The 26,962-nt window shown below is 37.8% G+C and carries 13 protein-coding genes; 9 read left to right on the top strand and 4 right to left on the bottom strand.

All coding sequences use genetic code 11. From position 1 onward, the window contains the following. Positions 1-476: 476 nt before the first annotated feature. From gatC to gatB, 3 genes are all read left to right on the top strand, one after another. Positions 477-764 carry an Asp-tRNA(Asn)/Glu-tRNA(Gln) amidotransferase subunit GatC gene (gatC, locus tag G4Y78_RS07855; protein WP_163832503.1) on the top strand — a complete coding sequence of 96 codons (288 nt, stop codon included), beginning with the start codon at positions 477-479 and terminating at the stop codon, positions 762-764. 72 nt (positions 765-836) lie between these two features. Then, positions 837-2,294, top strand: coding sequence for an Asp-tRNA(Asn)/Glu-tRNA(Gln) amidotransferase subunit GatA (gene gatA, locus G4Y78_RS07850; protein WP_163832502.1), 1,458 nt, complete (start codon positions 837-839; stop codon positions 2,292-2,294). Positions 2,295-2,305: 11 nt separating this feature from the next. Then, the gene (gene gatB / locus G4Y78_RS07845) at positions 2,306-3,751 is read left to right on the top strand and encodes an Asp-tRNA(Asn)/Glu-tRNA(Gln) amidotransferase subunit GatB (RefSeq protein WP_230425712.1); all 1,446 of its coding nucleotides are present in this window, start codon (positions 2,306-2,308) and stop codon (positions 3,749-3,751) included. A 168-nt stretch (positions 3,752-3,919) separates the two neighbouring features. Here gatB and G4Y78_RS07840 read toward each other — a convergent pair whose 3' ends face one another. Next, entirely contained in the window at positions 3,920-4,237 is a 318-nt protein-coding gene (locus G4Y78_RS07840) for a hypothetical protein (RefSeq protein WP_163832501.1), read from the bottom strand. A 251-nt stretch (positions 4,238-4,488) separates the two neighbouring features. Between G4Y78_RS07840 and G4Y78_RS07835 the strand changes: the two genes are divergently transcribed. Then, positions 4,489-5,424 (top strand): IS1595 family transposase, encoded by a 936-nt coding sequence (locus tag G4Y78_RS07835; RefSeq protein ID WP_163830705.1) that lies wholly within the window; start codon positions 4,489-4,491, stop codon positions 5,422-5,424. Between the two features lie 164 nt (positions 5,425-5,588). Here G4Y78_RS07835 and G4Y78_RS07830 read toward each other — a convergent pair whose 3' ends face one another. Together G4Y78_RS07830 and G4Y78_RS07825 are read right to left on the bottom strand one after the other, a co-directional pair. Beyond that, the gene (locus G4Y78_RS07830; protein ID WP_163832500.1) at positions 5,589-6,179 is read right to left on the bottom strand and encodes a class I SAM-dependent methyltransferase; all 591 of its coding nucleotides are present in this window, start codon (positions 6,177-6,179) and stop codon (positions 5,589-5,591) included. 446 nt (positions 6,180-6,625) lie between these two features. After that, positions 6,626-7,501, bottom strand: a complete 876-nt coding sequence (locus G4Y78_RS07825) for a LysR family transcriptional regulator (RefSeq protein WP_163832499.1) — start codon at positions 7,499-7,501, stop codon at positions 6,626-6,628. Between the two features lie 201 nt (positions 7,502-7,702). Here G4Y78_RS07825 and G4Y78_RS07820 point away from each other — a divergent pair, with 201 nt between their 5' ends. The 5 genes from G4Y78_RS07820 to G4Y78_RS07800 all read left to right on the top strand — a co-directional run bounded on the left by G4Y78_RS07820 (position 7,703) and on the right by G4Y78_RS07800 (position 12,647). Then, positions 7,703-8,701 (top strand): YeiH family protein, encoded by a 999-nt coding sequence (locus tag G4Y78_RS07820; protein WP_163832498.1) that lies wholly within the window; start codon positions 7,703-7,705, stop codon positions 8,699-8,701. Between the two features lie 220 nt (positions 8,702-8,921). After that, positions 8,922-9,263 (top strand): hypothetical protein, encoded by a 342-nt coding sequence (locus tag G4Y78_RS07815; RefSeq protein ID WP_163832497.1) that lies wholly within the window; start codon positions 8,922-8,924, stop codon positions 9,261-9,263. Positions 9,264-9,417: 154 nt separating this feature from the next. Then, complete coding sequence (locus G4Y78_RS31650) at positions 9,418-9,738, top strand: DUF3095 family protein (protein ID WP_163836407.1); 321 nt, start codon at positions 9,418-9,420, stop codon at positions 9,736-9,738. A gap of 303 nt (positions 9,739-10,041) precedes the next feature. Beyond that, positions 10,042-10,641, top strand: a complete 600-nt coding sequence (locus tag G4Y78_RS07805) for a hypothetical protein (RefSeq protein ID WP_163832496.1) — start codon at positions 10,042-10,044, stop codon at positions 10,639-10,641. A gap of 170 nt (positions 10,642-10,811) precedes the next feature. After that, positions 10,812-12,647, top strand: coding sequence for a GspE/PulE family protein (locus G4Y78_RS07800; protein WP_163832495.1), 1,836 nt, complete (start codon positions 10,812-10,814; stop codon positions 12,645-12,647). Between the two features lie 107 nt (positions 12,648-12,754). Here the strand turns inward: G4Y78_RS07800 and G4Y78_RS07795 are convergent, their stop codons facing one another. After that, positions 12,755-26,779, bottom strand: coding sequence for a non-ribosomal peptide synthetase (locus tag G4Y78_RS07795; RefSeq protein ID WP_163832494.1), 14,025 nt, complete (start codon positions 26,777-26,779; stop codon positions 12,755-12,757). Positions 26,780-26,962 lie beyond the last annotated feature (183 nt).

The raw sequence follows: 26,962 nt of genomic DNA, 5'->3' as shown, positions 1-26,962 counted from the left end.
GTTTACTTTCTTGCCTCTATTATCCATCTAACTCGCTAACCCTCAACCACCTTGCAGAACAAAGCTAAATACAATTTAATGAGCAATCATACCAGCTGCTCTAGTCAATTGTGGTGAGCGAGTCAAATAAATATCGATATGGCTATGGTTTTTATTCATGATCTTGCAAATTGCTGCAAACTCTAACAACCGCTGTTACATAGAGCAAGCTAAGAAGCTATCTTGAAGCAAACAATTATGCCCTTAGTTGAGGGCAGGCTTGCCAGTTATGACTGACTTAAGCTTGACTACTCAAAACAGCGTCTTACTTATACTGTAGTCTAATGTGTTACTTGATTGACAAATATCTGTCTTCTATTTCTACATTTTCATCGATTATCTGTAGAGTACCTCTAATAATTGTTTCCGCCCAAGCGCTTGAGATTATCATTGCAAACCCCTACATTTGCAGTTTGGCTTTTAGTTGGAGAGCACCCATGGCCCTTGACCAAACTGATGTTGAAAAAATCGCCCATCTGGCACGCATCGCTATCAACAAGCAAGATATTGCAAACACTACAGAAGGGTTAACGCAAATTTTAGCTATGATAGACCAAATGCAAGCAGCGGATACGGATAATGTCGAACCATTAGCTCACCCTCTAGAAATGGAACAACGGCTCAGGCCTGATAAAGTGACTGAAACCAACCAACGGGAAACGTTTCAAGCAACTGCTCCCGCTACTGAAAATGGCTTGTATCTAGTGCCAAAGGTAATCGAATAACGGATTGCACTTTACAGAGCAACAGCACTGACATTTTCAGTATCAATCCCCGTTTTAGGATCTAACATTACCATGTTAAACAAAACCGTAGCGCAATTGGCCGCTGGATTAGCCAAAGGCGAATTTTCTAGTGTTGAGATAACCCAGCAATACCTGAACCAGATTAAACAGCTCGATAGCCAGCTAAACAGCTTTATCAGTGTTACAGAAGACCACGCACTAGCCACCGCCAAAGCAGCCGATAATCGCCGTGCAAATAACAATGCAGGCCTATTGACGGGTATTCCAATAGCTCACAAAGACATTTTTTGCACAAACGGCATTAAAACGACCTGTGGTTCTAAAATGCTCGCCAACTTTATTGCTCCTTATGAGTCAACTGTCTCACAAAAGTTCCAAGACGCAGGTTGTGTAATGTTGGGTAAAACCAACATGGACGAATTTGCCATGGGGTCATCTAACGAAACCAGTTACTTTGGTGCAGTCAAAAACCCTTGGCAATTAGACTGCATCCCAGGTGGCTCATCCGGTGGTTCCGCTGCAGCTGTTGCTTCCCGATTGGCACCAGCGGCTACAGGTACAGATACAGGCGGTTCCATTCGCCAACCCGCTGCACTTTGTGGTCTAACAGGGCTAAAACCCACCTATGGCCGGGTATCCCGCTGGGGAATGATCGCCTTTGCATCCAGCCTTGATCAAGCAGGCCCAATGACCCAAACCGCTGAAGATGCCGCTTTATTAATGAACATCATGGCAGGATTTGATGAGAAAGACTCAACTTGTGCAAATGAGCCTGTACCTGATTACACTGCCAGTCTTAACGATAGTATTGCAGGTTTAAAAATTGGCTTACCCAAAGAGTATTTTTCTAAAGGGTTAGATAGTAAAATTGCCACTAATATTGAGCAAGCTATCAAAGAATTAGAAAAGCTTGGTGCCACGGTTAAAGAAATCAGTTTAGCAAACACCGACCTGGCCTTACCCGCTTACTATGTCATTGCCCCTGCAGAATGCTCATCAAATTTATCCCGTTTTGATGGTGTACGGTTTGGCCACCGCTGTGAAAACCCAGGAGATTTAGAAGACTTATATAAACGCAGTCGTGCTGAAGGGTTTGGTGCGGAAGTGAAGCGTCGTATTTTAGTAGGCACTTATGCACTATCTGCTGGCTACTACGATGCTTACTATATCAAAGCACAAAAACTAAGAAGGTTAATTAAAAATGATTTTGTGGCAGCATTTAACGATGTAGACATTATTGCCAGCCCTACTACCCCATCCCCAGCATTTAAGTTAGGTGAAAAATCCAATGACCCTGTTGCAATGTATCTGTCGGATATTTATACCATTTCCACTAACCTAGCAGGCTTACCAGCCATGTCGATTCCCGTTGGTTTTGCTGGTGGGTTGCCAACTGGCATGCAGTTAATCGGTAACTATTTCGCCGAAGCTAAATTATTAAATATTGCTCACCAATATCAGCAACAAACTAATTGGCATCAACAATTACCAACAGCAATTCAGGCATAAGGGGATTTATCGTGAAATGGGAAGCTGTTATTGGGCTGGAAATTCATGTTCAGCTCGCTACAAAATCCAAGATTTTCTCTGGTGCCAGTACCGCTTTTGGTGCAGAACCTAATACCCAAGCATGTGCTATTGACTTAGGGCTACCAGGTATTTTACCTGTGCTCAATCAAGAAGTAGTGAGAATGGCAACGATGTTTGGCATGGCAATTCATGCGCAAATTAATCAGCGTAATGTTTTTGCTAGAAAAAACTATTTTTACCCAGACCTTCCTAAAGGCTATCAAACCAGCCAAATGGACTTACCAATAGTGGGTCCTGGTTATGTGGATATTACTTTAGATGACGGTGAAACTAGACGGATCGGCGTTACCCGTGCTCACTTGGAAGAAGATGCAGGGAAGTCTTTACATGAAGATTTTCATGGCATGACAGGTATTGACCTAAACCGGGCTGGTACGCCATTACTGGAAATTGTTTCTGACCCTGACTTACGTTCAGCCAAAGAAGCCGTTGCGTATTTAAAAACTATTCATTCGATTATCCGTTACTTAGGGATATCTGATGGCAACATGGCAGAAGGCTCCATGCGTTGCGATGCCAACGTTTCCATTCGCCCGCAAGGCAGCGAAAAATTGGGCACTCGCACAGAAATAAAAAACGTCAACTCTTTCCGCTTTATTGAAAAAGCCATTAATTTTGAAATTGAACGGCATATTGATGTATTGGAAAGTGGCGGCAAAATCATCCAGGAAACCCGCCTGTATGATTCCGAAAAAGACGAAACCCGTTCTATGCGCGGCAAAGAAGAAGCCAACGATTATCGTTACTTCCCCTGCCCTGACTTATTACCCGTGGTACTTTCTGTTGAGTTTTTAAATGAAGTAAGAAATTCACTTCCTGAACTCCCTGAACAAAAACGTCAACGTTTTATTGATGAGTTAGGCTTGAGTGAATACGACGCAGGTGTTCTATCTGCCAACCGCGAAACTGCCGAATATTTTGAGGCTGTCACCAAGCAATGCCAAGACCCGAAATTAGCAGCTAACTGGGTCATGGGCGAACTGGCCAGTCGTCTTAACAAAAACCAGCTGGAAATCAGCGAAAGCCCGGTTTCTGCAAAACAGCTAGGCGAAATGCTAATCCGCTTAAAAGACGAAACTATTTCCAGCAAAGGCGCCAAAACTGTTTTTGAAGCCATGTGGAACGGCGAAGGTTCAGCCGATGAAATCATCGAAAAACGCAACTTAAAAGCCATCACCGACACTTCAGCCATTGAAGGTATGATTGATGAAGTTATCGCCAATAATACTGCACAAGTTGAACAATACCGCAGTGCTGATGAAGCCAAACAAGGCAAAATGATCGGCTTTTTTGTTGGCCAGGTAATGAAAGCTTCTCGTGGAGCAGCAGAACCAGGGGTGGTAAATAAACTGTTAAGGGAAAAATTGAAGGGATAGTGTCCCATATAGAGTAACAAGGTATTCATCGCCGCTACAGAATACCCTGTTACCCCATACATTCAGACTTTAGTTATAACAGTTTTTATCCTTTAGTTTATTTTTTCCTATCTAAGTATTTTAGTAACACATAAATTAACTAAAATACATTTAGCGTGAGTAATGTTGTTAATTAACTATAATATAAATACATATTATTAACGTAGGCACACCAACCCAAATAAAAGGAGATGCAACCCAGGACATAGGTTTTGAAAGCTCAGGCTTAGCTTCTGTTTTAGAATTAATCGATAAAACCAGATAGCTTATTATTGTAAAAACAAAGAGAAAAACTATAATTTCAATAATAAATTCTAAAACTATAAACTGGTTATTTAATATCTTATTTATAAGCTTACTTATTCCAAGTATACCGACGAAGATTAAGCCATCTGTAAATGACTTCATTAATCTTTCTTTATCAATATGAAGCTTGCCATTATTCATTATATGCATCCGCAAACTATATAGCAGTACATTGTTATTATAGAGACCAATGGCCGTTTCATGAAAGTTAAAGTCTCAGAATTTATGCTGTTACCACTATCGACTATAGTGCACTTCTAAAAAAACCAGAAACAACTGATTTCCTAGAAGCACCTTCACAATACATACTAATTCCTAATTATCACTATACCTAAGCCATTAACTGCTGTATATTTGAACAGCATGGAAACTTAATTGAGAAGGTATAAATAATGGCTATCAACAAAGTTCAATTTCAAAAAGGCCTGAGTTTAAACGAGTTTCTCAAACAATATGGTACAGAAGAACAATGCTTTAATACCTTATACAAATTGCGATGGCCAGAAGGTTTTCAGTGCCCCAATTGTGGATACGACAAATGCTGTCAACTCACTACTAGAAAGCTTCAGCAGTGCTATAAATGTCACCAGCAAACATCTGTAACTGCAGGTACTATCTTTGAATCAACCAAATTACCATTAAAGACTTGGTTCCAAGGGATGTATTTGATCTCCCAAGACAAAAAAGGTATATCAGCCATAGAATTACATCGCCATTTAGGTATTTCCTATCAAGCTGCCTGGAGAATGAAACATAAGCTCATGAAAGTGATGCAAGAAAGAGAAGGCACCAAGCAATTGTCGGGTTTTATTGAAATTGATGATGCCTATCTTGGTGGTGAGCGTACAGGTTGCAAAAGAGGTAGGGGAGCAGATGGGAAAATACCTTTTGTAGCAGCCGTAGAAACAACAAAACAAGGTCAACCGACACGAATTAAACTGAGCATTTTAAAAGGGTTTAATAAAGAAGAGATAACGGCTTGGAGTAGGCAGAATTTGGCCAAGGGCAGTACCGTAATCTCCGATGGACTGGCCTGTTTTAATGGTGTCATAGAAGCAGGTTGTCTTCATGATAAAATTGTATGCGGTGGTGGTCGTGCATCAGTAGAGGAACCTGAATTTTATTGGGTTAACACCATCCTTGGAAACTTAAAAAGTGCTTTACGTAGTACTTATCATGCTATTCGCGCTAAATATGCACAACGTTATCTTGCTGAATTTCAGTATCGATTTAATCGAAGATTTAGCTTAGTAGAATTTATTCCTAGGCTAGCATTTGTAGCACTGAGAACACCTCCACTACCAGGTAAGCTACTAAATATAGCTTAGGTATGATGATAATTAGGAATTTGTATTAATCATGTTCAATTTAAATTGATGATAATAACAACTACTACTTTTTCTTTAAAACAAAATCTACCCACCCTAGTTCATCAATTTCCTCTTCTTTTTTATTGAAGTTTTCAACAACACCAACTATTTCTAAGTTTGTTCTACTCAAAAATGGCTCTATGTCGCTGATAGATTGTATGATACTCAATCAGCACAAGCTCTCCATCAACCAGAAATTCATCAATCCAAATGCCTCTGCCTTTTTTTCTTTCAGATAAATCATAACGAGGTCTATAGAAAGCGATTTTTCCCTTATACTGAAAAGTAAATTTTTCTATAGTATGCCAATAATCTTGATGGTAATAACTCAACGAAACAAGCCCGTCTTTTGCTAACCATGAATCAAGCTTTGTAAAAAAGGCTTTTATTTCCCAATCTTTAGTCAAAAGGCAAAATGAATTAAACCCTGAAATAATCCTATTAAAAGTTTTCTTTGGAGTAAATTCTAATACATCACAGGTATGAATTTTAGAACTGGGCAACTGAATATGTCTTGAGTAATTTTCAAGCAGTTCAACAGCTTCCAGATCAATACCTTGATTTGCTAGGTAGTTACTCACTCTCCCAAATCCAGCAAATAAATCTAAAGTAGCATGACCTTTTGAGAAGTTTAAGTAATAGACATGGTCATAACAGTACTTCTGAGTAAAAGCTTTGTTTATTTCATAAATTTCTGACTGAATATTACTCATTGCTGTTCTCTTAAAAAGCTTCAAACGGGGTAGTTTACACTTTGCTTAGTTAGGTAAATACCCTGCACTGTAGGTATTTCAACTAGTGTTAACAGGCCCTAGCATAAAACTCATCACTGACGTGATGGCCATCTTCGTTACACATAATAACGATATCTGTCAGCTGCTCCCGGTAATGATTATTCATACAATCCATAAATACAGCAAATGCTTCCTTATTTATTTCACGACCACCTGATTTATATCATGAACTACATCATCTGATAAAAGCGATAAAAAGGTTGTCATATTGTCGGTATTAAAAGCAGCATCATAGTTGTGAATGAGTTGTTGGGTTGGATTGATAATTGGCTTCCTAATGGTAAAACACTAAAACTTATCCATTCATACCGCCCCCTTTAAGGTGAACAAAGTTCATAAAGATATATAGATAACGTCACCATTAACTAAGCATTCTTTTCAAGAAACTTAATAAACCCCTGGGCAGGTGTATTTAAATAATTATTTTCGCTACTAAGTAATGAAAAACGTCGGGTTAAGTCCAGCGGTGTTTTTAGCACAACTAATTGCCCAGCAGCCACTTCATCCGCTATAGCCAATTGAGAAAGACAACCAAGCCCTAATCCTGCTTTAACTGATTGTTTAATTGCCTCATGCCGGGTAAGTTCTAGCCCTAGTGTTAGCTGTACACCAATTCGCTCAACTGCTGCATCAAATACTGCTCGCGTACCAGAACCTAGCTCGCGCAAAACCCACGGCTCACGTTGTATATTCTTAATAGTTAGTTTACCTTTTTTAGCTAGTGGGTGTTCCGGATGACAAAATACTGCCAGTTGATCCTGACGCCAGGGTTTTATTGTAAGACACTGATGAATAGCAGGCCCTTCAATTAAACCAATATGAGCCTGACCTTTATCTAATTTTTCAATCACATCCTGAGTATTGGCTATTTTCAGTTCAGGCTTAACCTGTTTATGAGTGGCTATAAATTCAGCTAGTAATTTAGGCATTAAAAACGAGGCAATGGTCTCGCTGGCTACTACCCGTAAAACCCCTGTTATTTCGCTGGTTGGTACCGTCTGCAACTCATTAACCATATCGGTAATTTGGCGGGCCTTGACTAACACATCCCGCCCAGCATCGGTAATCACCAGCTCCCTCCCTATCCGACTGAATAAGGGATAGCCCAACGACAGCTCTAGCTCTTTCAATGCTTGGCTAGCCGCAGATTGGCTCATGGCTTGCTCATCAGCCGCTGCCGTTAATCGGCCAAGTCGAGCAGTTGCCTCAAATAAACGCAGTTGTCTTAACGAAACACTCATAATGACTCTAGACTATAATTGTTCGGTTTATCTTATATATTATATTAAAAACATTCATTATTCTTATATTTATACAGAGCATAAAATCGTAGTTCAGTATTTAGCTAAACAGTAGAAACTTATCGCCCCTTAGATAGAAACTGTTGTGAAAGGTAAAGCGTCTAGTAATTTTATGACGCTCTCGATATTGAGGTTGTTACAATGCCAGTTGCTCTCCTACTCCCCTTACTTGCTATCACAGCAATTGGGCTTGCACAAACCAGTTTATTCAGCCAGCTTGGCTTAAGTGCCCTACCTTTAGCTATTATTTTAGGTACCACTATTGGCCATCTTCCCCAGCATCAGCCCAACTCACAAGCGTTATTATTTATTAAATTTTGCCAACAAAAATTGCTTCGATTAGGCATTATTTCATTTGGTTTCAGTTTAAGTTTTCAGCAAATTATTGCCGTTGGTTGGCAAGCATTACTATTGGATATATTTATTATTTTAATTATTTTCAGTATCGGCTCATTTATCGGTATCAAACTGTTTAAACTGCCCCGTGATATGGCAATTTTAACTTCTGTTGGCAGTGCCATTTGTGGTGCTGCCGCTATTCTGGCAACCGAAGCATCCATTAAAGCCCGACAGCAACACGTCACCATTGCGGTTGCCACTGTAGTTTTATTTGGCACCTTAGCCATGTTTAGCTACCCCATTATTTATCAATTTTCTGGCACATCAGAACAAGCATTTGGTATTTACATTGGCAGCACCGCCCATGAAGTAGCCCAAGCAGTAGCGGCTGGTCAAACCATTAGTCAAAATGCCATGCAAACAGCGGTTGTCGTCAAACTTATCCGGGTAATGCTACTGGCACCCTTTATCCTGATGCTAACTGTTATCTTAGGTAAGCTTGATAAAACAACAACTAATAATATGTCTAGTAAAACTAAAATTACCATCCCATGGTTTGTTTTAGGTTTTATTGTAACAGCAGGTATCAATTCTTATGCTACAATCCCACCATTCGTTCTTGGCACTTTCCAATTAACCAGTCAGTTTTTATTAGCAATAGCCATGGCAGCCTTAGGTATGCAAACCCACTGGAAAGCAATTAAATCCGCTGGTGCCAAGCCTATATTGTTAGCACTTATCTTATTTATATTATTATTAGTGGGAGGTTTTTACTTAAACCACATACTCATTGACAGCTAGAGATAACACCGTACTTACTACATCATCCTGACTACAGATAAACTAATATTTAATTATTCGCGATTAAGAAATAGAACATGGAGTAAAAGTGATACAGGTTACTTATACTCCATATTATTTATTCAAAGTTTGTCTAAAAACTGTGCACACTTCCTTTTAAAGATCAATCAATAAAGTACTATTAAAACCAAAAATAACAACTTCCAAAGGGACTAATGGAATGCACTTCCCCCCTACAAAAAGCCAATTACTCAAGAGAAAACCTAGTTTACTTAGAATTTTTATTTTAATTAGCTGCGCTTTTACTAATATAACTTCATTCTCATGCTTTGCCCAACCAGCTCTCGAATACACCTTCAACTCCGCTAAGGAGCAAGAAAATAAAGCCCCTACTAATGATAAGCTTCCCAAAAAGCCTAAAATCACCTTACAATTAGATAATTCTCCTATCGATATCAACGAGCCTTACTCATTAAAAATAGAAAGTGAACAAGCAAACAGAATAGAAAACAACCTTAAAGAGCCAGGCTTAAAGGTTAATATCACTATTTGGTTTGATTAAACCTAAGTATTCCATCCCATTATCCCATTCACACATAGACTTCCAATAGACTAAATTAAGTTATATATACCCATAGTGCGGTAATCGAGTGGCTTACCTGTTGAGAGGAATAACAATAAGTTAATATAAACTTAAACTAAATTGATAATAATCCATACAACCAGAATGCCAAAGTCATTACCTGACTTTTTATCAAGATTTACCTTCATTTACAAAGTTTTCTGATTTTATTAGTACCAACCATTTTTCACCAGCCCCCGATAACTGGCTGATTATAATCAGTGATGTTGTTGATTCATCTACTGTTATGACCAATGGACAGTATAAAGAAGTCAACATGGTGGGAGTCAGCTGTATTACTAGTGTGCATAACGCTCTGCTTACAAATAAAATTTGTGACAAATTGACAAAGATAATTCACCAGTTGCCTTATACTTGTCACATAACACCGATGGCAAATTACATAACTACTTGATAAAAATAGGGGTTTATCTTATGCAATCACTTTAGTAAGGGCTGTCTCACATCATGAAAACCAATCTATGGGCTTATCTGCATACCATAATAGATAAGAGCTTTGTTCTAAAACTAGTCGATATCAATACTTACCAGCACCTTCTGAAAACAGGTTAATTTCTTTCACTGAATGAAATTCAAGGTGTTGCTGATTCATATTACTATTCCTCTGTTATTGTATTAAGTATATACTCAAGCTAATACTCCTTAACTCAATAAAGGATATACAGCTAAGCGGCTGCTCAAGGTATAACTAAAGAACATGGATAGTCAATATAATACAAACTATTTTATAGACTACTGGTATAAGCAGTTTTATGTATCACAAAGAATAAAAAAAATTAACAAACTTGCAATATATTCAATAAAAAAGTCTCTCAAAAATTTATTTATATATAGCGACATTTACTTTGAAAGAATATCAACAAATCATTACAATATTTTTATTAGCCTTGTGGATAAAAATAATGAGTCAACGGAGCGACCAATCAAGTTTTCACTCTCTTTATTTGAAGAAATTAAAGTCAGCAAGTCTATTAATCAAAAGCCAATTAACTTAAACCCCGACCATGCTCTGCCCTCTACAGAATATTTTAACTTTGCCCAATTAGAAGACACTCTTTCTTCCAACTGCTGTTTACTCAAAGTTTATGCTAATGAACTGTGTGAAAATGCCATTGATGATCTGCATTATTTTTCATCGTTAAAATTCAACGATACCAAACAAATAGAAATAAAAATAGTTGACATGATTACCAAACAAATGTATGACTTTCTTAATGGAATAACCCCTCCAAGAGGTAAGGTGGAGTCTCCTGAAGTATTAAATGTATCTGCACTGCTTGATGAGGTTGAACTATAAAGTTATAAAAAACTAACTTATAGAAGCCCTGGTAATCAGAAAAGCAGCGTAAAATATCAAAGCAGGAATATAAGTTAAAAATAGAGGCTTTCAATATTAACTGCTATCTTTCTATTACTCATAATCTTTATCGCATCATAAGCAGTAGTATGTAGTTGGGGAGTGCAGTAATGACCAATGAAGAATTAGAAGCAGCCGTTATTGATTATATTACAAAAAATAATATGATATCCCCTTCCAAGCTTATTCAGGCAAAAATCATTACCAGCTATTCAGATAACTTGATTTATGAAGTACTTCATGATCTCAATTTGCTAACGGTTGAACAGCTAAATGAGGTACTATCTGAAGTGACTGGCTACCCTGTAACCGATCCTCTCTATGAGATTACACAACGCACTATTCCAGAAGAGTTATTTAATTTATTCTCCAATGAATTAGTACTTAAAAATATCGTATTTCCGTTTAAGCTTGAAGACGAACATGTCCATGTAGCCATGTCTAATCCAACAGATAATAAGCTGGTAGAAGAGTTAGAAAAAAGCTGTGGTAAAGCAATCAAGCGCCATGTCTGTTATTTTAAAACCATTCTTCGGGCCATTGTCAGACACTATCCTTATGCTGAAGGCAAAGATTTTAATGATGTTATTGAAGAAACAATTGACGAAGTGACAGGCAAAAAAGACATAGAGCCTCATGTGAGTATTTGGACTGAGCCTCTTGGCCAGGCACTACAACGAGAGATTTCACTTTTCACTAAACAGGCAGAAGTACCCAAAGTAGGTGAAATTGGTGTTTCTATTTTAATCCAAAAAATCTTTGACTATGCCATCTATATTGGGGCAACTGATATACATATTGAACCCTACGAAGATGCGATTAAGGTTAGGTTAAGAAAAGATGGTATTTTAGCAACGCAGTGGTATCTACCTAAAATCATTCAGTCACGTTTTTTTAATCGATTAAAGGTAATGGCCAAGCTACAACCAACATTAAAAACGCAAGCACAAAATGGCAGCTTCACCTATGAAAATGTCGTGGATACTGGAGTAGATATTCGAATTGCAACAGTGCCCAGCATCTATGGGGAAAGATTTGCACTGCGACTTTTAGACAAAAATAAGCGTATTCTGTCTCTAACTGACCTTGGTATGAGTGAGGAAGAATATGATAAACTCATTGTTCATTTAAACTCCAAACAAGGGCTAATTTTGGTTGTAGGTCCTACAGGGAGTGGTAAAACTACCACTATTTATGCTGCTTTAGAATATTTAAATAGAGATGACTGCTCAATAATGACCTTAGAATCACCTATTGAATACCAAATGCGCGGCATAAATCAAATTCATGTAGATTTTTTCAAAAACTATAGTTTTGACGATGCTTTTGAAGATGTGCTAAGACAGGATCCGGATATTATTCTATTAGGTGAAATTCTTGATCAAGCATCTGCAGAAACAGCTATTATGGCTGCAGCAACTGGTCACCTAATCTTTTCAACACTTCATGCCACCTGTTCAGCCTTCGCTGTACCACGTTTATTATCATTAGGTGCTACAGCATCTATTCTTTCAGATGTATTGCAAGTCGTACTAGCTCAGCGACTAATCCGTGTTTTATGTCCTCATTGCAAAAAGCGTGATTCTTTAAGCAAAAAACGACTCAAAGTATTAGGATTAACTGAAAGCCAACTAGGAGGTGGACGTTACTTCGTATCCAGCGGCTGCGAGAAATGTAATCACCGAGGTTATTATGGACAAGTAGGCGTCTTTGAGTTACTGATTGTAGATGAATACATTAGGGATATGATTTTAAAAGGAAATACGGGCATGGAAATTTATCACTATGCCATCAAACAAGGAATGACTCCTTTATTTACAGATGCAATGAATAAAGCCAAAGCAGGCATAACTTCTTTAGATGAGGTTGTCTATCGAATACCTACAGAGCCACGAGTCATTATAGATATCAATAAGCCAGCAAAAAGCCATTTGCGAAGGGCTTGACCTAAATATTTACCAGCATACCTTAAGCTTGATATTTGGAAATTATTTGGGCATAAAAGAAGTTGAAAATAACTTCCTTTATGCCCCGTATCTAGAGATTAGTTCACCTATTCATTAATAACGTCAATTACCTCTATAGTTTCAACCATTTCAGCTAATAAATTAATGTACTGGCTCAACATGGTATCCGTCACTCTTGAAATATTGACATCCTGTTCGATAAGTACTTTCTCAGTTAATTCCTGATTAATAGCAAAACCAACTGCTTTATTCGTACTATCAAAAATACCGTGTAAATAGGGTGCAACAGGTAAATGACTATTTTTATTAGCCGCCTCCTTAGCAATGGCTAACCATTGCTGCCAACTTACCTGACTTAGAGCCGTATTCTTAATTAGCACTTGGTTCCAATCAACTACTTGATTACCTATTAAATGAAAAATTCGTTGCTCTAACCTTTTCCTACTAACTAAATTAATGACTGCATCAGCTACTGTATCAACCGTAATTAAGGTTTCTTCAAATGAGCTATCAGGAACAACTGACAATAACATACAAGAGCGTAAATAACGGCCTATTACATCTTCAGGTGCACCTTGTCCAGTATTACTATCAGCTGCCACTCGACCTAATCTAAAAATCAATAAATCCAGTCCTTTTTGTTGAGCTGCAAGTAATAGATTTTCAGCTACCCATTTCGAAGCACCATATCCCGAGTGTGCTAACTGTCTTTCATTTTCAATAGAAGTTACTTCTGAAACCTGATCCCGACCTAGTTGGCTACTAAATACACCAGTTGTTGAGATATAAGTAAACCGAGTATGACACCCTTTACTAGCTAGCTCCATTAAAGATAACGTTGCATTAACATTAGCAGGTTTCAGCTGCTGGTAGGGCAATAAATGATTAACCCATGCACCATTATGAATAATTAAATCAATCTCTTCTACCAATGCTTCCCATAAGTGCTCCGCTAATCCTAACTTATCCTGATTAAGATCACCTAATATAACAGTAATTCGTTCATTATAGGCACTTTCCCATAATCCATATTTTTCTAGGTTTTGCTTAATCCTTATATAACCTACATTGATATCGCTAGCTCTTACTACACAATAACAGTTTGCCTGCGACCACTGAGTAAGTACTTTATTTAATAGATAGGCACCAACAAAGCCTGTCACACCAGTTAGCAAAACATGATTAAAATTACCAACTGAGTGATTAGGAAGAACAGTAAAATCTGGTACTGCTGCTACTAAATTATCCTCAATTTTTACCTGTTGATACTCAAGAGAATTTTTCCTATTTTCTTGATCTTTTTGCTGTTTGTTAGTGCCTTCAATAAAATAAGCTAATTCCCTAACCGAAGGGTTAGCAAATAATTGCTGAATAGTCAGTTTAAACAGTAACTGTTTATTAATTGCAGCAACCAGTCGCACAGCTAGAATTGAGTGGCCACCTAAAGAAAAGAAATCATCCGTAACACCAAATACTTTATTCACATCTAACACTGTTTGCCAGATCGTCAACAACTGTTGCTCTAAGCGTGATTCGGCACTTTCTATTACAAGCTGACTAATAGCAAAAACAGGATCAGGTAATGCTTTTCGATCAACCTTTTGGTTAGGAGTTAATGGTATCTGATCAATCACTAGAAAACAGCTAGGAATCATATAGTCCGGTAAGCGTTGTTTTAAATAAACTTCAAGCTCTCTTTGCAACATTTTCTGACAAGTTATTATCTGCTGATATGATTCATTATCAACAGCATCATTCATAACCAAGTAAGCAACTATTTTCTTTTCTTCACCTTCATTACCATGGATCACCACAACGGTATCTGTCACCCAGTCATGTAAATTAAGTTGAGTTTCTATTTCACCCAGCTCTATCCGGTAACCTCGTATTTTAACCTGATTATCTATTCGTCCTAAAAACTCTAAATTACCACCAGGTAACCAGCGCACCCTATCTCCAGCACGATACATTTTTGCATTTGAATTTCCATCAGGATCTGTGAACGGATCCATAACAAACTTTTCTGCTGTTAACTCTGACTTACCTAAGTATCCTCTTGCAACCCCTTTGCCACCAATATACAGCTCTCCTGGTACTCCAATAGGCACTAGTGATTGATATTGATCCAACACATACAACTTAGAGCCTGATGTATTAATACCAATAGGAACTGAATGATAATTTATATTATCTGGAACAACATAATAGGTCGATGCAATTGTTGCTTCAGTCGGTCCATAAATATTAATTAACTGGCAGTGTAAATTAGCTTTACTCGTTGCCCAGGCTCTAGCGAAATCAGCAGGTAAAACATCTCCTCCAACAATTACATTTCGTAGTTTGGATTGTTGCCAGAATTCAATATCATTAATATAAGGTAGTAATACTTCCTTTGCATATAACGGTGGCAAGTCAATATGAGTTAATTCATCCTGTAACAATAGCTTAGCAAACTCTTTATCAGTGATTAGCCCTTTATCATGTAGATACAATGTGGCACCAGATACGAGGCTTACAAAAAACTGCTCCGTTGCAGCATCAAAGCCAATATTAAAAAACTGTAATACCCGATCCTGTGGCCAAACCTGATAAACATTAATAACTTCCTGAATATGGTCAACTAACGAATGATGTTCCACCATCACACCTTTGGGTAAACCAGTAGAGCCAGAAGTATATATTAAATAAGCCAAGTGATTATTCGTTACATTAATAGTTTCAAGATTAATATTAGTTACCGGTAAAGCAACAACATGCTGCATGAGAAATTCTTCATCAATACATACCACGTTTTGACTATTACAACCAAGTTTCTTCGATAATAACTTAGTGGTAATCAACTGCTTTGCAGTTGAATCTTCTAACATATAATTTATACGATCATCGGGATAAGTAGGATCTAAAGGTAAATAAGCGCCACCAGCTTTCAACGTTGCGATAATTGCAATCATTAAATCAATTGATCGTTCCAAGCAAATAGCGACTATATCATCAGGTTTAACCTCTAGTTCCAGAAGATAATGAGCCAATTGATTAGCTTTGCTATTTAATACTGAGTAAGTTAATGTCTGACTTCCACAAACAATAGCTATTGACTGTGGATATTGGTCAGCTACTTGCTCGAATAGTTGATGAATACAAGCATTACTTTCATTGTTAGGCAACAGCGCTTGTTGCTGGTTAATATTAATGAGTTGCTGTTCTTCATAATTAGTCAGTATAGGTAACTTAAAAACTGCTTGACCTGGCTTTGTAGTAGCAAAGGTCATAATCTTTTCAAACCGGCGAGCTAAATTTTCAATAGTTTCGTCAAGAAATAGATCAGTATTATACTCCCAACATAAGATAAACTTGCCCTCTTTTTCTATTACATTTAACGTTAAGTCAAACAATGAGGTAGATAATGCCAATGGTTCACTAGTTATTGTTAATTGATTAAACTGTAATTCATTTCTATGATTGTTTTGCAACGCTAACATTACCTGAATAACAGGGTGATAACTCAAGCTTCGACTTGGCCGTAAAGTTTCAACTAAATGATCAAATGGTACTTGCTGATGAGCATAAGCTGCTAATGCTGTTTGTTTGCATTGACCTAACAACTCATTAAAACTGAGTTCTGCAGATACATTGCAACGCAAAACTAATGTATTGACAAAAAAACCAATTAATGCAGAGACTTCTGCCTGTTCACGATTAGCTACAGGCGTACCTATCACAATATCACTTTCACCACTATAACGACTTAGTAAAGTGGCTAATACAGCGTGAAGCCCCATAAACAATGTGGCGCCCTGCGTTTGACATAATGCTTTAAAACGCTTAGCCAACTCTGCATCTATCTCACAAAAATGGTGTTCACCATTAAATTGTTGAACAGCTGGTCGAGGCTTATCTAAAGGTAAACTATGTATTTCAGGAATACCCGACAGCTGCTGCTGCCAATAAGTCAGTTGTTTTTCAAGTACTTCGCCTTGTAACCATTGTCTCTGCCACACAGCATAGTCACCGTACTGAATGGCTAATTCAGATAATTCCATGGCCTTTTCTTGACTTAAATTATTATATTGCTGATTTAATTCATCAATTAAAACACCAACGGACCATCCATCAGACGCGATGTGATGCATCGTCATTAATAATAAATTTTCATCATTGGACACTCTGATTAGATGTACCCTTAACATTAAATCCTGGCTTAAATCAAATGGTGCTTTATGCAACTGCTCCTTTAATGAATTAATCTGTTTTTGTTGTAAATTTTTAGACTGATATCTCACATCCGTTATTGGTAAAGACCAGTCTTCCGCTAAAGTTAATACAACCTGTGCAGCTTTACCCTCATGTAAACGAATAACAGTTCTCAAGCTTTCATGGCGAGTTAACAATGCAATAAATGCCTGGGATAATGCATCACTATTCAAGTGGCCAGTGATCTGATAAATAAAGGGTATATGATACTGCTGACTGCCCTCTTCCATTTGGTCAATAAACCATAACCGTTGCTGGGCATAGGATAAAGGTAAAGGTTGTGACCGGTCGACAGGCTTAATAACTGGCTGCTCACTCACCTGTGCTTGTTCAATAGCTTTGACCAGTGATCCGAGTGTAGGGGTAGTAAATATATTTCTTACACTTATATCCACATTAAACATTTGACGTATTAAACCACTCAAACGAACAGCTAATAATGAATGACCACCTAACCCAAAGAAGTTATGGTTTAGACTGATTGTATCGTCAGTTCCTAATACCTTCTGCCACAAACCAGCTAGGGCAATCTCTAACTCAGTTGTCGGCTCAACAATAGAGGATTCACCCTGATAAACTGGGCTAGGTAAAGCTTTTCTATCAACTTTCCCATTAGGTGTTAGGGGTAGTGACATAACCTCCATTAAGGTTGCAGGCACCATATACTCAGGTAACTGCTCAGATAGCAACTGCATAATGTCAGGCTTAATCATTTCAAAACTATGAGAGGTATCAACAACAACGTACCCAACCAATCGTTTATCAACTAGCTGATCTTCACGAGCAATGACTACAGTTTCTTTTACTCCTTCATGGTTTAATATCAGGGCTTCAATTTCTTCCAACTCAATACGAAATCCGCGTATTTTTACCTGGTGATCAATTCTTCCCATGAAAGCAAGGTTGCCATCGGGTAGCCAACGCACTAAATCACCTGTTGCATATAATCGAGTTGATGGATCATTATTAAATGGATGCTGAATAAACTTTTCTGCTGTCAGCTCAGGTCTATTCAAATAACCTCTAGCAACCCCAACACCACCAATATAAAGCTCACCAGCAACACCAATTGGTACTGGTTGTTGAGCTTTATCCAGAACATAAGCCTCTACCCCAGTAAAAGGTTTGCCAATATGCATTACTGAATCATTTTCGGTAATTTGAGCAATCGTTGCGCAAATAGTTGCTTCAGTCGGTCCATAGGCATTAAGCAAAATGCGCTCTTTAGACCATTGTTTGGCTAAATCTAACGGACAACTATCCCCTCCAATAATTAAACATTTTAGCGACTGCCAATTATTTTCATTTAACAAAGGCAATACCGCTGGCGGTAATAAAGCATGGGTCAACTGAAAATTAGCGACTTGTTCAGATAGTGTCTCCAATGAAACAATCATCGCCTGTGGAAATAAATATAAGGTTGCACCCGACGTAAGCGCCATACTCCATTCCCAGGTAGCAGCATCAAAACTAATTGAAGCAAATTGTAATACCCGACTAGTGGTTGATAACTGCAAATTTTCCTTTTGGCTTTGGAGAATATTTACCAAACCTTTATGATTAACTAATGTACCTTTTGGTTTCCCTGTAGAGCCAGATGTATAAATCACATACGCCAAGTCAGCTGCAGCTACATTTACTTTTTCATCAGTAATGTTGGTAACAGGACATTTACCTAGTTGATCAGTAACTTGCAAATCGTCTATATAAATAATATTTGACTCACTAATTTGTATCTGATCAAGAGGTATAGCATCAGTTAACATTTTATTCATCAGAATAAACTTAACTTTACTATCTTCAACCATAAATGATAAGCGCTCGAGTGGATAGTTTGGATCTAGTGGGACATAAACACCACCCGCTTTTAAAATACCTAAAATCGTCGTAATCAAGTCTAAAGAACGGGTTAAACAAATCCCCACAAACGTACCAGGGGTAACACCTCTTGCCATTAAATAATGGGCTAGTTGATTGGCTTTTTCATTTAATTGCTGGTAGCTCAGCTGTTGAGCTTCAAACACCACTGCAGTTTGCGTTGGCGTATTATAAGCTTGCAGTTCAAAAAGATGATGTATACCATTATTGCCGCCCAAAATTTTGGTATTAACAGTCGTACAAACCGTTCTAGAATAGTCAGCCAGTAGCTGTTCAGTTTCCTGTTTAGATAATAATGGCAACTGCATTACTGGCATATCAGGTGTGATAATAGCCTGCTCTAATAACTTAACAAAATGCTTAGCAAACTGCTCAATAGTGCTACATTTAAAAATTGCTGTGTTATATTCCCAGGTTAAAACAAAGCTATGTTCTCTTTCCTCCGCTACTAACGTTAAGTCAAACTTAGCCACAGGAAAATCAGGTCTAATTAATTCTGCTGTAATGTTATCTAATTCCGGTGCTACCTGCTCATTATTCTGTAAAGCCAGCATTACTTGAAATATTGGGTGGTAACTTAAACTACGTGACGGTTTTAGTCGTTCCACTAAATGATCAAAGGGCACTTGCTGACGAGTATAGGCTGCTAATGCAGTCTGTTTAGATTGTATTAATAAATCATCAAAACTTATTTCATCAGACAAGTCACTACGCAATACTAGCGTATTAACAAAAAAACCAATCAGCGTAGCAACCTCTGATTGTTCCCGATTAGCTACCGGAGTACCAATAACAATATCCGTTTCACCACTGTAACGGCTAATCAAGGATGCCAATACTGCATGCAATCCCATAAATAGAGTAGCCCCCTTAGCCTGACATAAGGCCTTAAACTGCTTGATTAATATGGGGTCTAACTCATACACAAAATGGCTGCCACGATACTGCTGTACAGCTGGCCTTGGATTATCTAATGGTAAATTATGTACCTCAGGAATACCCTGTAACTGCTGTTGCAAATAGTCTAATTTTTCCTCTAACAATTGACCAGATAACCAGTTCCTTTGCCAAACAGCATAATCACCATATTGAATGGCTAATTCAGGTAAGTTTTTTTCTACTGAATTACCTTTGCAAATATTAGCATACAATTGATTAAGCTCATTCATTAGCACTCCCATTGACCAACCATCAGAAGCAATGTGATGCATATTAATTAACAGTAATGCTTCCTGGCTTTTTAGCTGTACCAAATGAGCACGCAACATTATATCATGACTTAAGTCATAGGGAGTTTTATGTATTTGTTGTTTGATTTTTTCAAGCTGCTTTTGTTGTAGCGCATACGATTGGTCTCGTAAATCCGAGCTCACCAGTTGCCAGTTTTCTGGTAATGCTTGCACATACTGTCGAGCCTCACCATTCATAAGTTTAAACACTGTTCTTAAACTTTCATGGCGCTGTAAAACCTTCCTAAATGCTAGTGATAATGCCTCTTTATTTAAAGGTCCAGTTAACCGGTATAAATAAGGCATATGATACTGATCACTGCCTTCTTCCATTTGATCTATAAACCACAACCGTTGTTGTGCATAAGATAGTGGTAATGGTTCCGACCGGTTAGTTTTATGAATAGTGACATGATTATCTGAATTAATTAATTGAGTTACGCTTCCCTGCTCAAGGCTCGTAGCTAATCCATCCAAAGTAGGAAATGCAAAAATATCTCTAACACTCACTTCCAGCTTAAACTGCTTGCGGATTAAACCTGCTAATTTTACAGCTAATAGCGAATGTCCGCCTAATCCAAAAAAGTTATCTATCAGACTCAACTCCTCATTTATACCAAGCACTTGTTTCCACAACTGTGCTAGTGCTATTTGTGTAGGACTAACTGGTTTAATAAATGCAGCATCATTACGATAATCTGGTTTAGGTAATGCTTTACGATTAACTTTTCCATTAGTAGTTAAAGGTAACTCTGTTAATGCCACCAATGCAGTAGGCACCATATATTCAGGTAATTGAGAGGCCATCTGTTTGCTTAACTGTCTTTTGAATACAGTAAAGTTGATGGTTGGCTCCGCTACAATATAAGCAACTAGTCGTTTATCTCCTGGTCGATCTTCCCTGGCAATCACTACAACTTCTTGTACTTGCTCACAAGCTGCAATTAATGCTTCAATTTCCCCTAACTCAATACGAAATCCACGTATTTTTACCTGGTGATCAGCTCGCCCAACAAAGGCTAAATTACCATCAGGCAGCCAGCGCACTAAATCACCTGTACGATATAACCAGGCATGAGGATCACTGTTAAATGGATGTCGTATAAATCTTTCTGCGGTTAATTCTGTCTGGTTTAAATAGCCTTTGGCCAATCCATCGCCCCCAACATAAAGCTCACCAATAGCCCCTGTGGGTAATAAATCAAGTGCATCATTTAATACATATACATGAGTGGCGCTAATCGGTTTGCCAATAGGCAATGCCTGGTTTTGATTAAAATCACGTGGCACCGAGTAGCAGCAAGTAAACGTGGTATTTTCTGTGGGACCATACCCATTTATCACCTGAATATTGGGATAAGCCTGATAAAGCTGATGAACCGACTCAGGTGAAAGCACATCCCCACCAGCCAGCAAATATTGCATTGAATTGAGTGGCGTATCTACCTGCTGAACAAAATGGTCAAATAAACCTGCTGTAAGCCACATAGTATTCACTTGATACTGGTTGATCATTGATTCTAACAGCTTAATATCAACCATCTCTTCACTATAAAGCACTACTCGACCACCGTTTAATAATGCCCCCCATAATTCAAATGTTGCTGCATCAAATGCGATTGAAGCACATTGCATGGTGACTGTTTCAGGAGATAAAAATGGCAATGCCTGGTTATTAATAACTAATCTAACCACCCCTTTATGTCTAACTAAGGTGCCTTTAGGCTTACCTGTTGAACCAGATGTGTAAATAACATAAGCAAGCTTGGTTATTTCCGAAATATTCGTCAGATTATGTCCAGTGTATGCTTGAATGATTGGCCAGTCTGTATCTATGTAAGTAATCAAACCAGTATAATCAGGAAAATGATTTAATAAATTACGTTGTGTAATCAATAAAAGTGGATTACTGTCTTCTAATATATAATCCAAACGTTCTTTAGGGTAACTGGGGTCAAGCGGAAGATAACTACCACCTGCTTTTAAAATAGCTAAAATACTGACTACCATATCAATAGAGCGTTCAACACATAGTCCTACTAAAGTTTCGGTATCAACACCGCTAGCCCGCAAATAATGAGCAAGTTGATTTGCCCTCTGGTTAAGTGCCTGATACGTTAATTGCTCACCTTCAGCAACAACCGCAATAGCTTCCGGCGTCTTTAATGCTTGCCGCTCAAATAAACGATGAATAGTTTCGCTTGCCTGACAAATAGACTGACTATTACTCCATTGTGTTAATAAACGTTGCTGTTCATCCTCGCTTAATAAGGACAACTCTTTAAATGGACGATCAGTCGATAATACTAGCTGTTCAATTAATTGATTAAAATGACTTGCTAGTTGCTCAACTGTATTATGATTAAATAAAGCTGTGTTATACTCCCACCATAAAGCAAACCCCGATGAGCTTTTTTCAACATTTAACATTAGATCAAATTTAGCCGTAAATAATTCAGGCTTGAGTAATTCTGCCTGTACCTCTGTTAACTGTAATTTGGCTTGTTGGTTATTTTGTAACGCTAAAACAATCTGAAATAATGGATGATAACCCAAGCTGCGAGCAGGCTGTATGTATTCTACAAGAGTGTCAAATGGCAATTGCTGGTGAGCATAAGCAGCTAATGCCGTTTTTTTAGTCTGATCCAATAATTGTTTAAAATTAATATCACCGGACAAATCTGCTCGTAATACCAGGGTATTAACAAAAAAACCGATTAATGGCGCAACTTCAGCTTGCTCCCGGTTAGCAGCAGGCGTACCAATTACAATATCCGATTCACCACTATAACGGTTAATTAATATGGACAATACCGCATGTAAGCCCATAAATAAGGTCGCTTCTTGATCTCGACAGATGGCTTCAAATTTGTCCGCTAAGGCAGCAGGAATAATCTGCTCAATTCGCTTCCCTTGATACTTTTGTACAGTAGGCCTTGGCTTATCTAATGGTAAGTTATGTACCTCTGGTACTCCTGCCAGCTGTTGTTGCCAATAAGCCAGCTCTTTTTTCAGTCGTTCTGCTTGCAACCACTCCCGCTGCCAAATAGCATAGTCCCCATATTGAACTGTCAGTTCTGGCAGGGGATTATTTTGGTTTTCTATAAAACTATTATAAAGGTGGTTTAATTCTTTAATTAAAATTTCTGCAGACCAACCATCAGATGCAATATGATGCATTGTTATTAACAACAGTGCTTCATCATTTATCAATCTAATTAAATGTGCCCGCAACATTAAGTCCTGACTTAAATCAAATGGTAGCTTATGCAACTGTTTCTTCAAAGTATCGAGCTGTTGTTGTTTTTCTTCAATGGTTGCCGTTCGTAAGTCAGTGACAGTTAACTGCCAATTTTCTGGTAATGTTTGCACATACTGTCGTGCTTCATCATCTAGCAGTTTAAAAACTGTTCTTAATGATTCATGGCGCTCAATTAACTTGATAAAAGCTTGAGATAATGCCTTTATATTTAAGTTGCCAGACAAATGATAGGTAATTGGTATATGATATTGCTGACTGCCCTTTTCCATTTGGTCAATAAACCATAAGCGTTGCTGCGCGTAGGACAAAGGCAAAGGAGCTAAACGATCAGTAGCATTAATTCTAGATAATACTGTTGTGTTTGTTGCTGTTATAATATTAGCCAAAGCACCAAGGGTTGGCTGGGCAAAGACTGTTTCAATGCCAATATCCACTTGGAACTGATGGCGTATTTGACTGGCTAGTTTTACTGCCAATAAAGAGTGCCCACCTAAATTAAAGAAATGATCATGTAAGCTAAGTGGTTGCTCAATACCCAATACCTGTTGCCAAATTAATGCCAGAGATTTCTCTACCTCACTACTTGGCGTCACCATATTATTAACTAAGTTGTAATCAGGCTTGGGAAGTGACTGATGATCAATCTTGCCATTTTCAGTTAGAGGAAACTCGGTTAAAGCGACAATAGCTGCAGGTACCATATATTCTGGCAATTGGTTTGCCAAATGCTGCAACAGTTCTGTTTCGAGGGAGCTATTTGTATTCGCCGTTACAACATAACCAGCTAAACGTTTATCCCCTGGCTGATCTTCGCGAACTAAGACAGTTGCTGTTTTGACCTGTTCATGTTGCTTTAATAAGCTTGCTATTTCATCAAGCTCAATTCTAAATCCACGGAGTTTTATTTGGTTATCAATACGTCCTAAGAACTCCAAATTACCATCTGGCAACCAACACACTAAATCCCCTGTTCTATACAGCCGCTCATTTTCCACAGAATTAAATGGGTTATTAATAAATTTTTCAGCAGTTAATTCTTGCCTGTTTAAATAACCTCGAGCAACTCCAAATCCACCAACCAACAATTCACCCGCAACTCCAACAGGGCAAAAATTATTGTGCTTATCTACCACGTAGGCGCTGGAATATGCCAAAGGTATACCAATAGGATATGACTGCTGCTGTCCCTGTATTTCATACCAAGTACTAAACGTTGTATTTTCTGTTGGGCCATATACATTTAATAAATGCGCTGGCTTACCATTATCTAGAACACGATTAACATGGGTGACTGAGGCCGCCTCACCACCAAATATTAAATATTTTAATTGGCTAAATGTATCAGGCTGTTGTTCGACCACTGCATTAAAAAGCGCCGTTGTCATAAAAAGAGTCGTAATATTATCCCGACTTAACTGTGCTTTAAGTGCTTCAGGTAGTAGTAACACAGACTTACTGATATATACCAATTTAGCTCCATTTAATAAAGCCCCCCAGATTTCGAAGGTGGCTGCATCAAAAGAATGGTTAGATGCTTGAGCAATAACATCTGTTGGTGATAGTGCTACATAGTTAGTTGCTTTCACCAGACGAATAATACCTGCTTGTTCAACACACACGCCTTTAGGCTTACCGGTAGAACCAGATGTATAAATGATGTAAGCAAGACTATTTAAACTATTAGAAACCTGTAGGTTAGTCTTGGCGTAATGCTTAAGTTTTGGCCACTCAATATCAAGACAACATATTCTGCCATTAAAACCAGGTAATTCCGCCAATAAGTTACTATGGGTGAGTATTAATATCGGCCGACTGTCTTCTAATAGATAGGCTTGTCTTTCTTTAGGATAACTAGGGTCAATTGGTAAATAAGCACCACCTGCTTTAATAATAGCCAACATTCCAATGACCATATCAATAGAGCGTTCAACACACAGCCCCACCAAAGTTTCGGCTTGAACCCCATGCTCAACTAAATAGTGAGCCAACTGGTTAGCTTTAGAGTTGAGCTCATAATAAGTCAGTTGTTGTTGACCAAATACAACAGCTATTGAGTCAGGTTGTTTATCAACCTGCTCTTCAAATAAAGTCTGAATCTGCTTATTATTAAAAATACTTTGTTCTTCACTCAAAACTTGTTTTGGTTGAGTCCAAGATTGGATTAATTGCAGCTCAGAGGCACTAATCACTTCAATATCACTAGTAAGGCAATCAGTTTTAGTAACTAGCTGCTGTAAAATATGGATAACTCTCTGAGCAAAAAGTGTTGCTTCCTGCTCATCCATATAATCATTCCGGTAGATAATTTTTAGCGTTAACGGTTGGTGTTGACCAAAGTCACACCAAAAAACATGTAGAGGCAATGATTTTTTTCGACTAATTACTTGTTGAACAGTCGATTCAAGTCCATCAAACTCTAATTGATAATCAAACTTGCCGTAGTTTACTGCAACGTCAAATAACTCATAACTTTGACCAAATTTTTCAATCATCTGTCTTTTTAAATGAGCTAATGGGTAGCGTTGATGAGGAAAGTCTTGTTTTCGGGTGTTTTTTATTTCTGCTAATAAAGCATCTATTGGTTTTGAATCACCCATTTGGTAGCAAAAAGGTACCAACGAAGTAAACATGCCTACTGTTTTTTGTTGCTTTTTACTCAGTCTGTTATGTAATGGTATACCAAATACCAGTGGCTGTTGAGCTGTTATACGATCGAAATAAATAACCAACGCAGCAAGCGTCATTTGCAATAAACTGATATTAGCTGTGCTTCTAAATTGCTCCAGTTGCTCTCTATCCTGCTTAGCTATTTCAATATCAATCGTTTCACTAATAAACAATTGTTGACTATATTTTTTCGCAAGCAACTTCTCGGGAACAGTATTAAACTTATTCCTCCAATAAACTGTATCCTGCTGATATTGACTAGAATTATAATAAAAATGGGACTCTTTGATTGAATCCAAGTATGCAAACAGATTATGCTGTAGATCGCCGGCAGGCTTGCCTTGTACAAGACTTGTATAGAGTTTAGCCACTGTTTTACAAAAAATAGCTATACCAAAACCATCGATTAAAATATGATGAAAACGTGAGCACCACCAATATTCCTGATCAGATAGCTTCAATAAATAAAACTCATATAAATTACCGGAAAGCAGTTCAAAATTGGTATCAAACTCGTCTCGAATAAACTGTTTAGCCTTATCTTCTGGGAATTTTTCTCTACTAAAGTCTAATTGATTACGATAATCTATATTAATCAAAGGATCTTTATATAAATATGGGTTTCCCTCATCCTCGCTAACTTTAAACTTAAATATATCTAAACTCTCAACTACGAAAGTTATTGCTTGCATTAAAAATTCAGGCTTAAGTTGACCATTTATTTTTACATTACTACCAATATTCCATTGAGTAGTCTTGGGGTTTGCAATTTGATCAAAAAATACTTCTTCTTGAGAAAGGTGTAAATTAATACAAGCAACCATTTCATTTCCTTGATTTATACTAACACTACAACAGGTTTTAAACTGGATTTCTTTGCAATAGTTTCTTAGTGACTATTTACATAGAAATACACAAAGCCTCCACTTCACTTGATAGCAAAGATGACTCCATGACTTACCAGACAATTGTCTAACAGTGAGGTTTTTGTCTATTTTCGGCTTTAT

This window comes from Spartinivicinus ruber, assembly GCF_011009015.1.
GTDB lineage: Bacteria > Pseudomonadota > Gammaproteobacteria > Pseudomonadales > Zooshikellaceae > Spartinivicinus > Spartinivicinus ruber.
Note: the sequence above shows the minus strand (reverse complement) of the source record. Positions and strands in the feature narration are given on the sequence as shown.

What these genes read in the sequence shown, in the direction of transcription:
- gatC (WP_163832503.1), top strand. Translation starts at nt 477, where the DNA reads ATGGCCCTTGACCAAACTGATGTTGAAAAAATCGCCCATCTGGCACGC.
- gatA (WP_163832502.1), top strand. Translation starts at nt 837, where the DNA reads ATGTTAAACAAAACCGTAGCGCAATTGGCCGCTGGATTAGCCAAAGGC.
- G4Y78_RS07840 (WP_163832501.1), bottom strand. Translation starts at nt 4,237, where the DNA reads ATGAATAATGGCAAGCTTCATATTGATAAAGAAAGATTAATGAAGTCA.
- G4Y78_RS07835 (WP_163830705.1), top strand. Translation starts at nt 4,489, where the DNA reads ATGGCTATCAACAAAGTTCAATTTCAAAAAGGCCTGAGTTTAAACGAG.
- G4Y78_RS07830 (WP_163832500.1), bottom strand. Translation starts at nt 6,179, where the DNA reads ATGAGTAATATTCAGTCAGAAATTTATGAAATAAACAAAGCTTTTACT.
- G4Y78_RS07825 (WP_163832499.1), bottom strand. Translation starts at nt 7,501, where the DNA reads ATGAGTGTTTCGTTAAGACAACTGCGTTTATTTGAGGCAACTGCTCGA.
- G4Y78_RS07820 (WP_163832498.1), top strand. Translation starts at nt 7,703, where the DNA reads ATGCCAGTTGCTCTCCTACTCCCCTTACTTGCTATCACAGCAATTGGG.
- G4Y78_RS07815 (WP_163832497.1), top strand. Translation starts at nt 8,922, where the DNA reads ATGCACTTCCCCCCTACAAAAAGCCAATTACTCAAGAGAAAACCTAGT.
- G4Y78_RS07805 (WP_163832496.1), top strand. Translation starts at nt 10,042, where the DNA reads ATGGATAGTCAATATAATACAAACTATTTTATAGACTACTGGTATAAG.
- G4Y78_RS07800 (WP_163832495.1), top strand. Translation starts at nt 10,812, where the DNA reads ATGACCAATGAAGAATTAGAAGCAGCCGTTATTGATTATATTACAAAA.
- G4Y78_RS07795 (WP_163832494.1), bottom strand. Translation starts at nt 26,779, where the DNA reads ATGGTTGCTTGTATTAATTTACACCTTTCTCAAGAAGAAGTATTTTTT.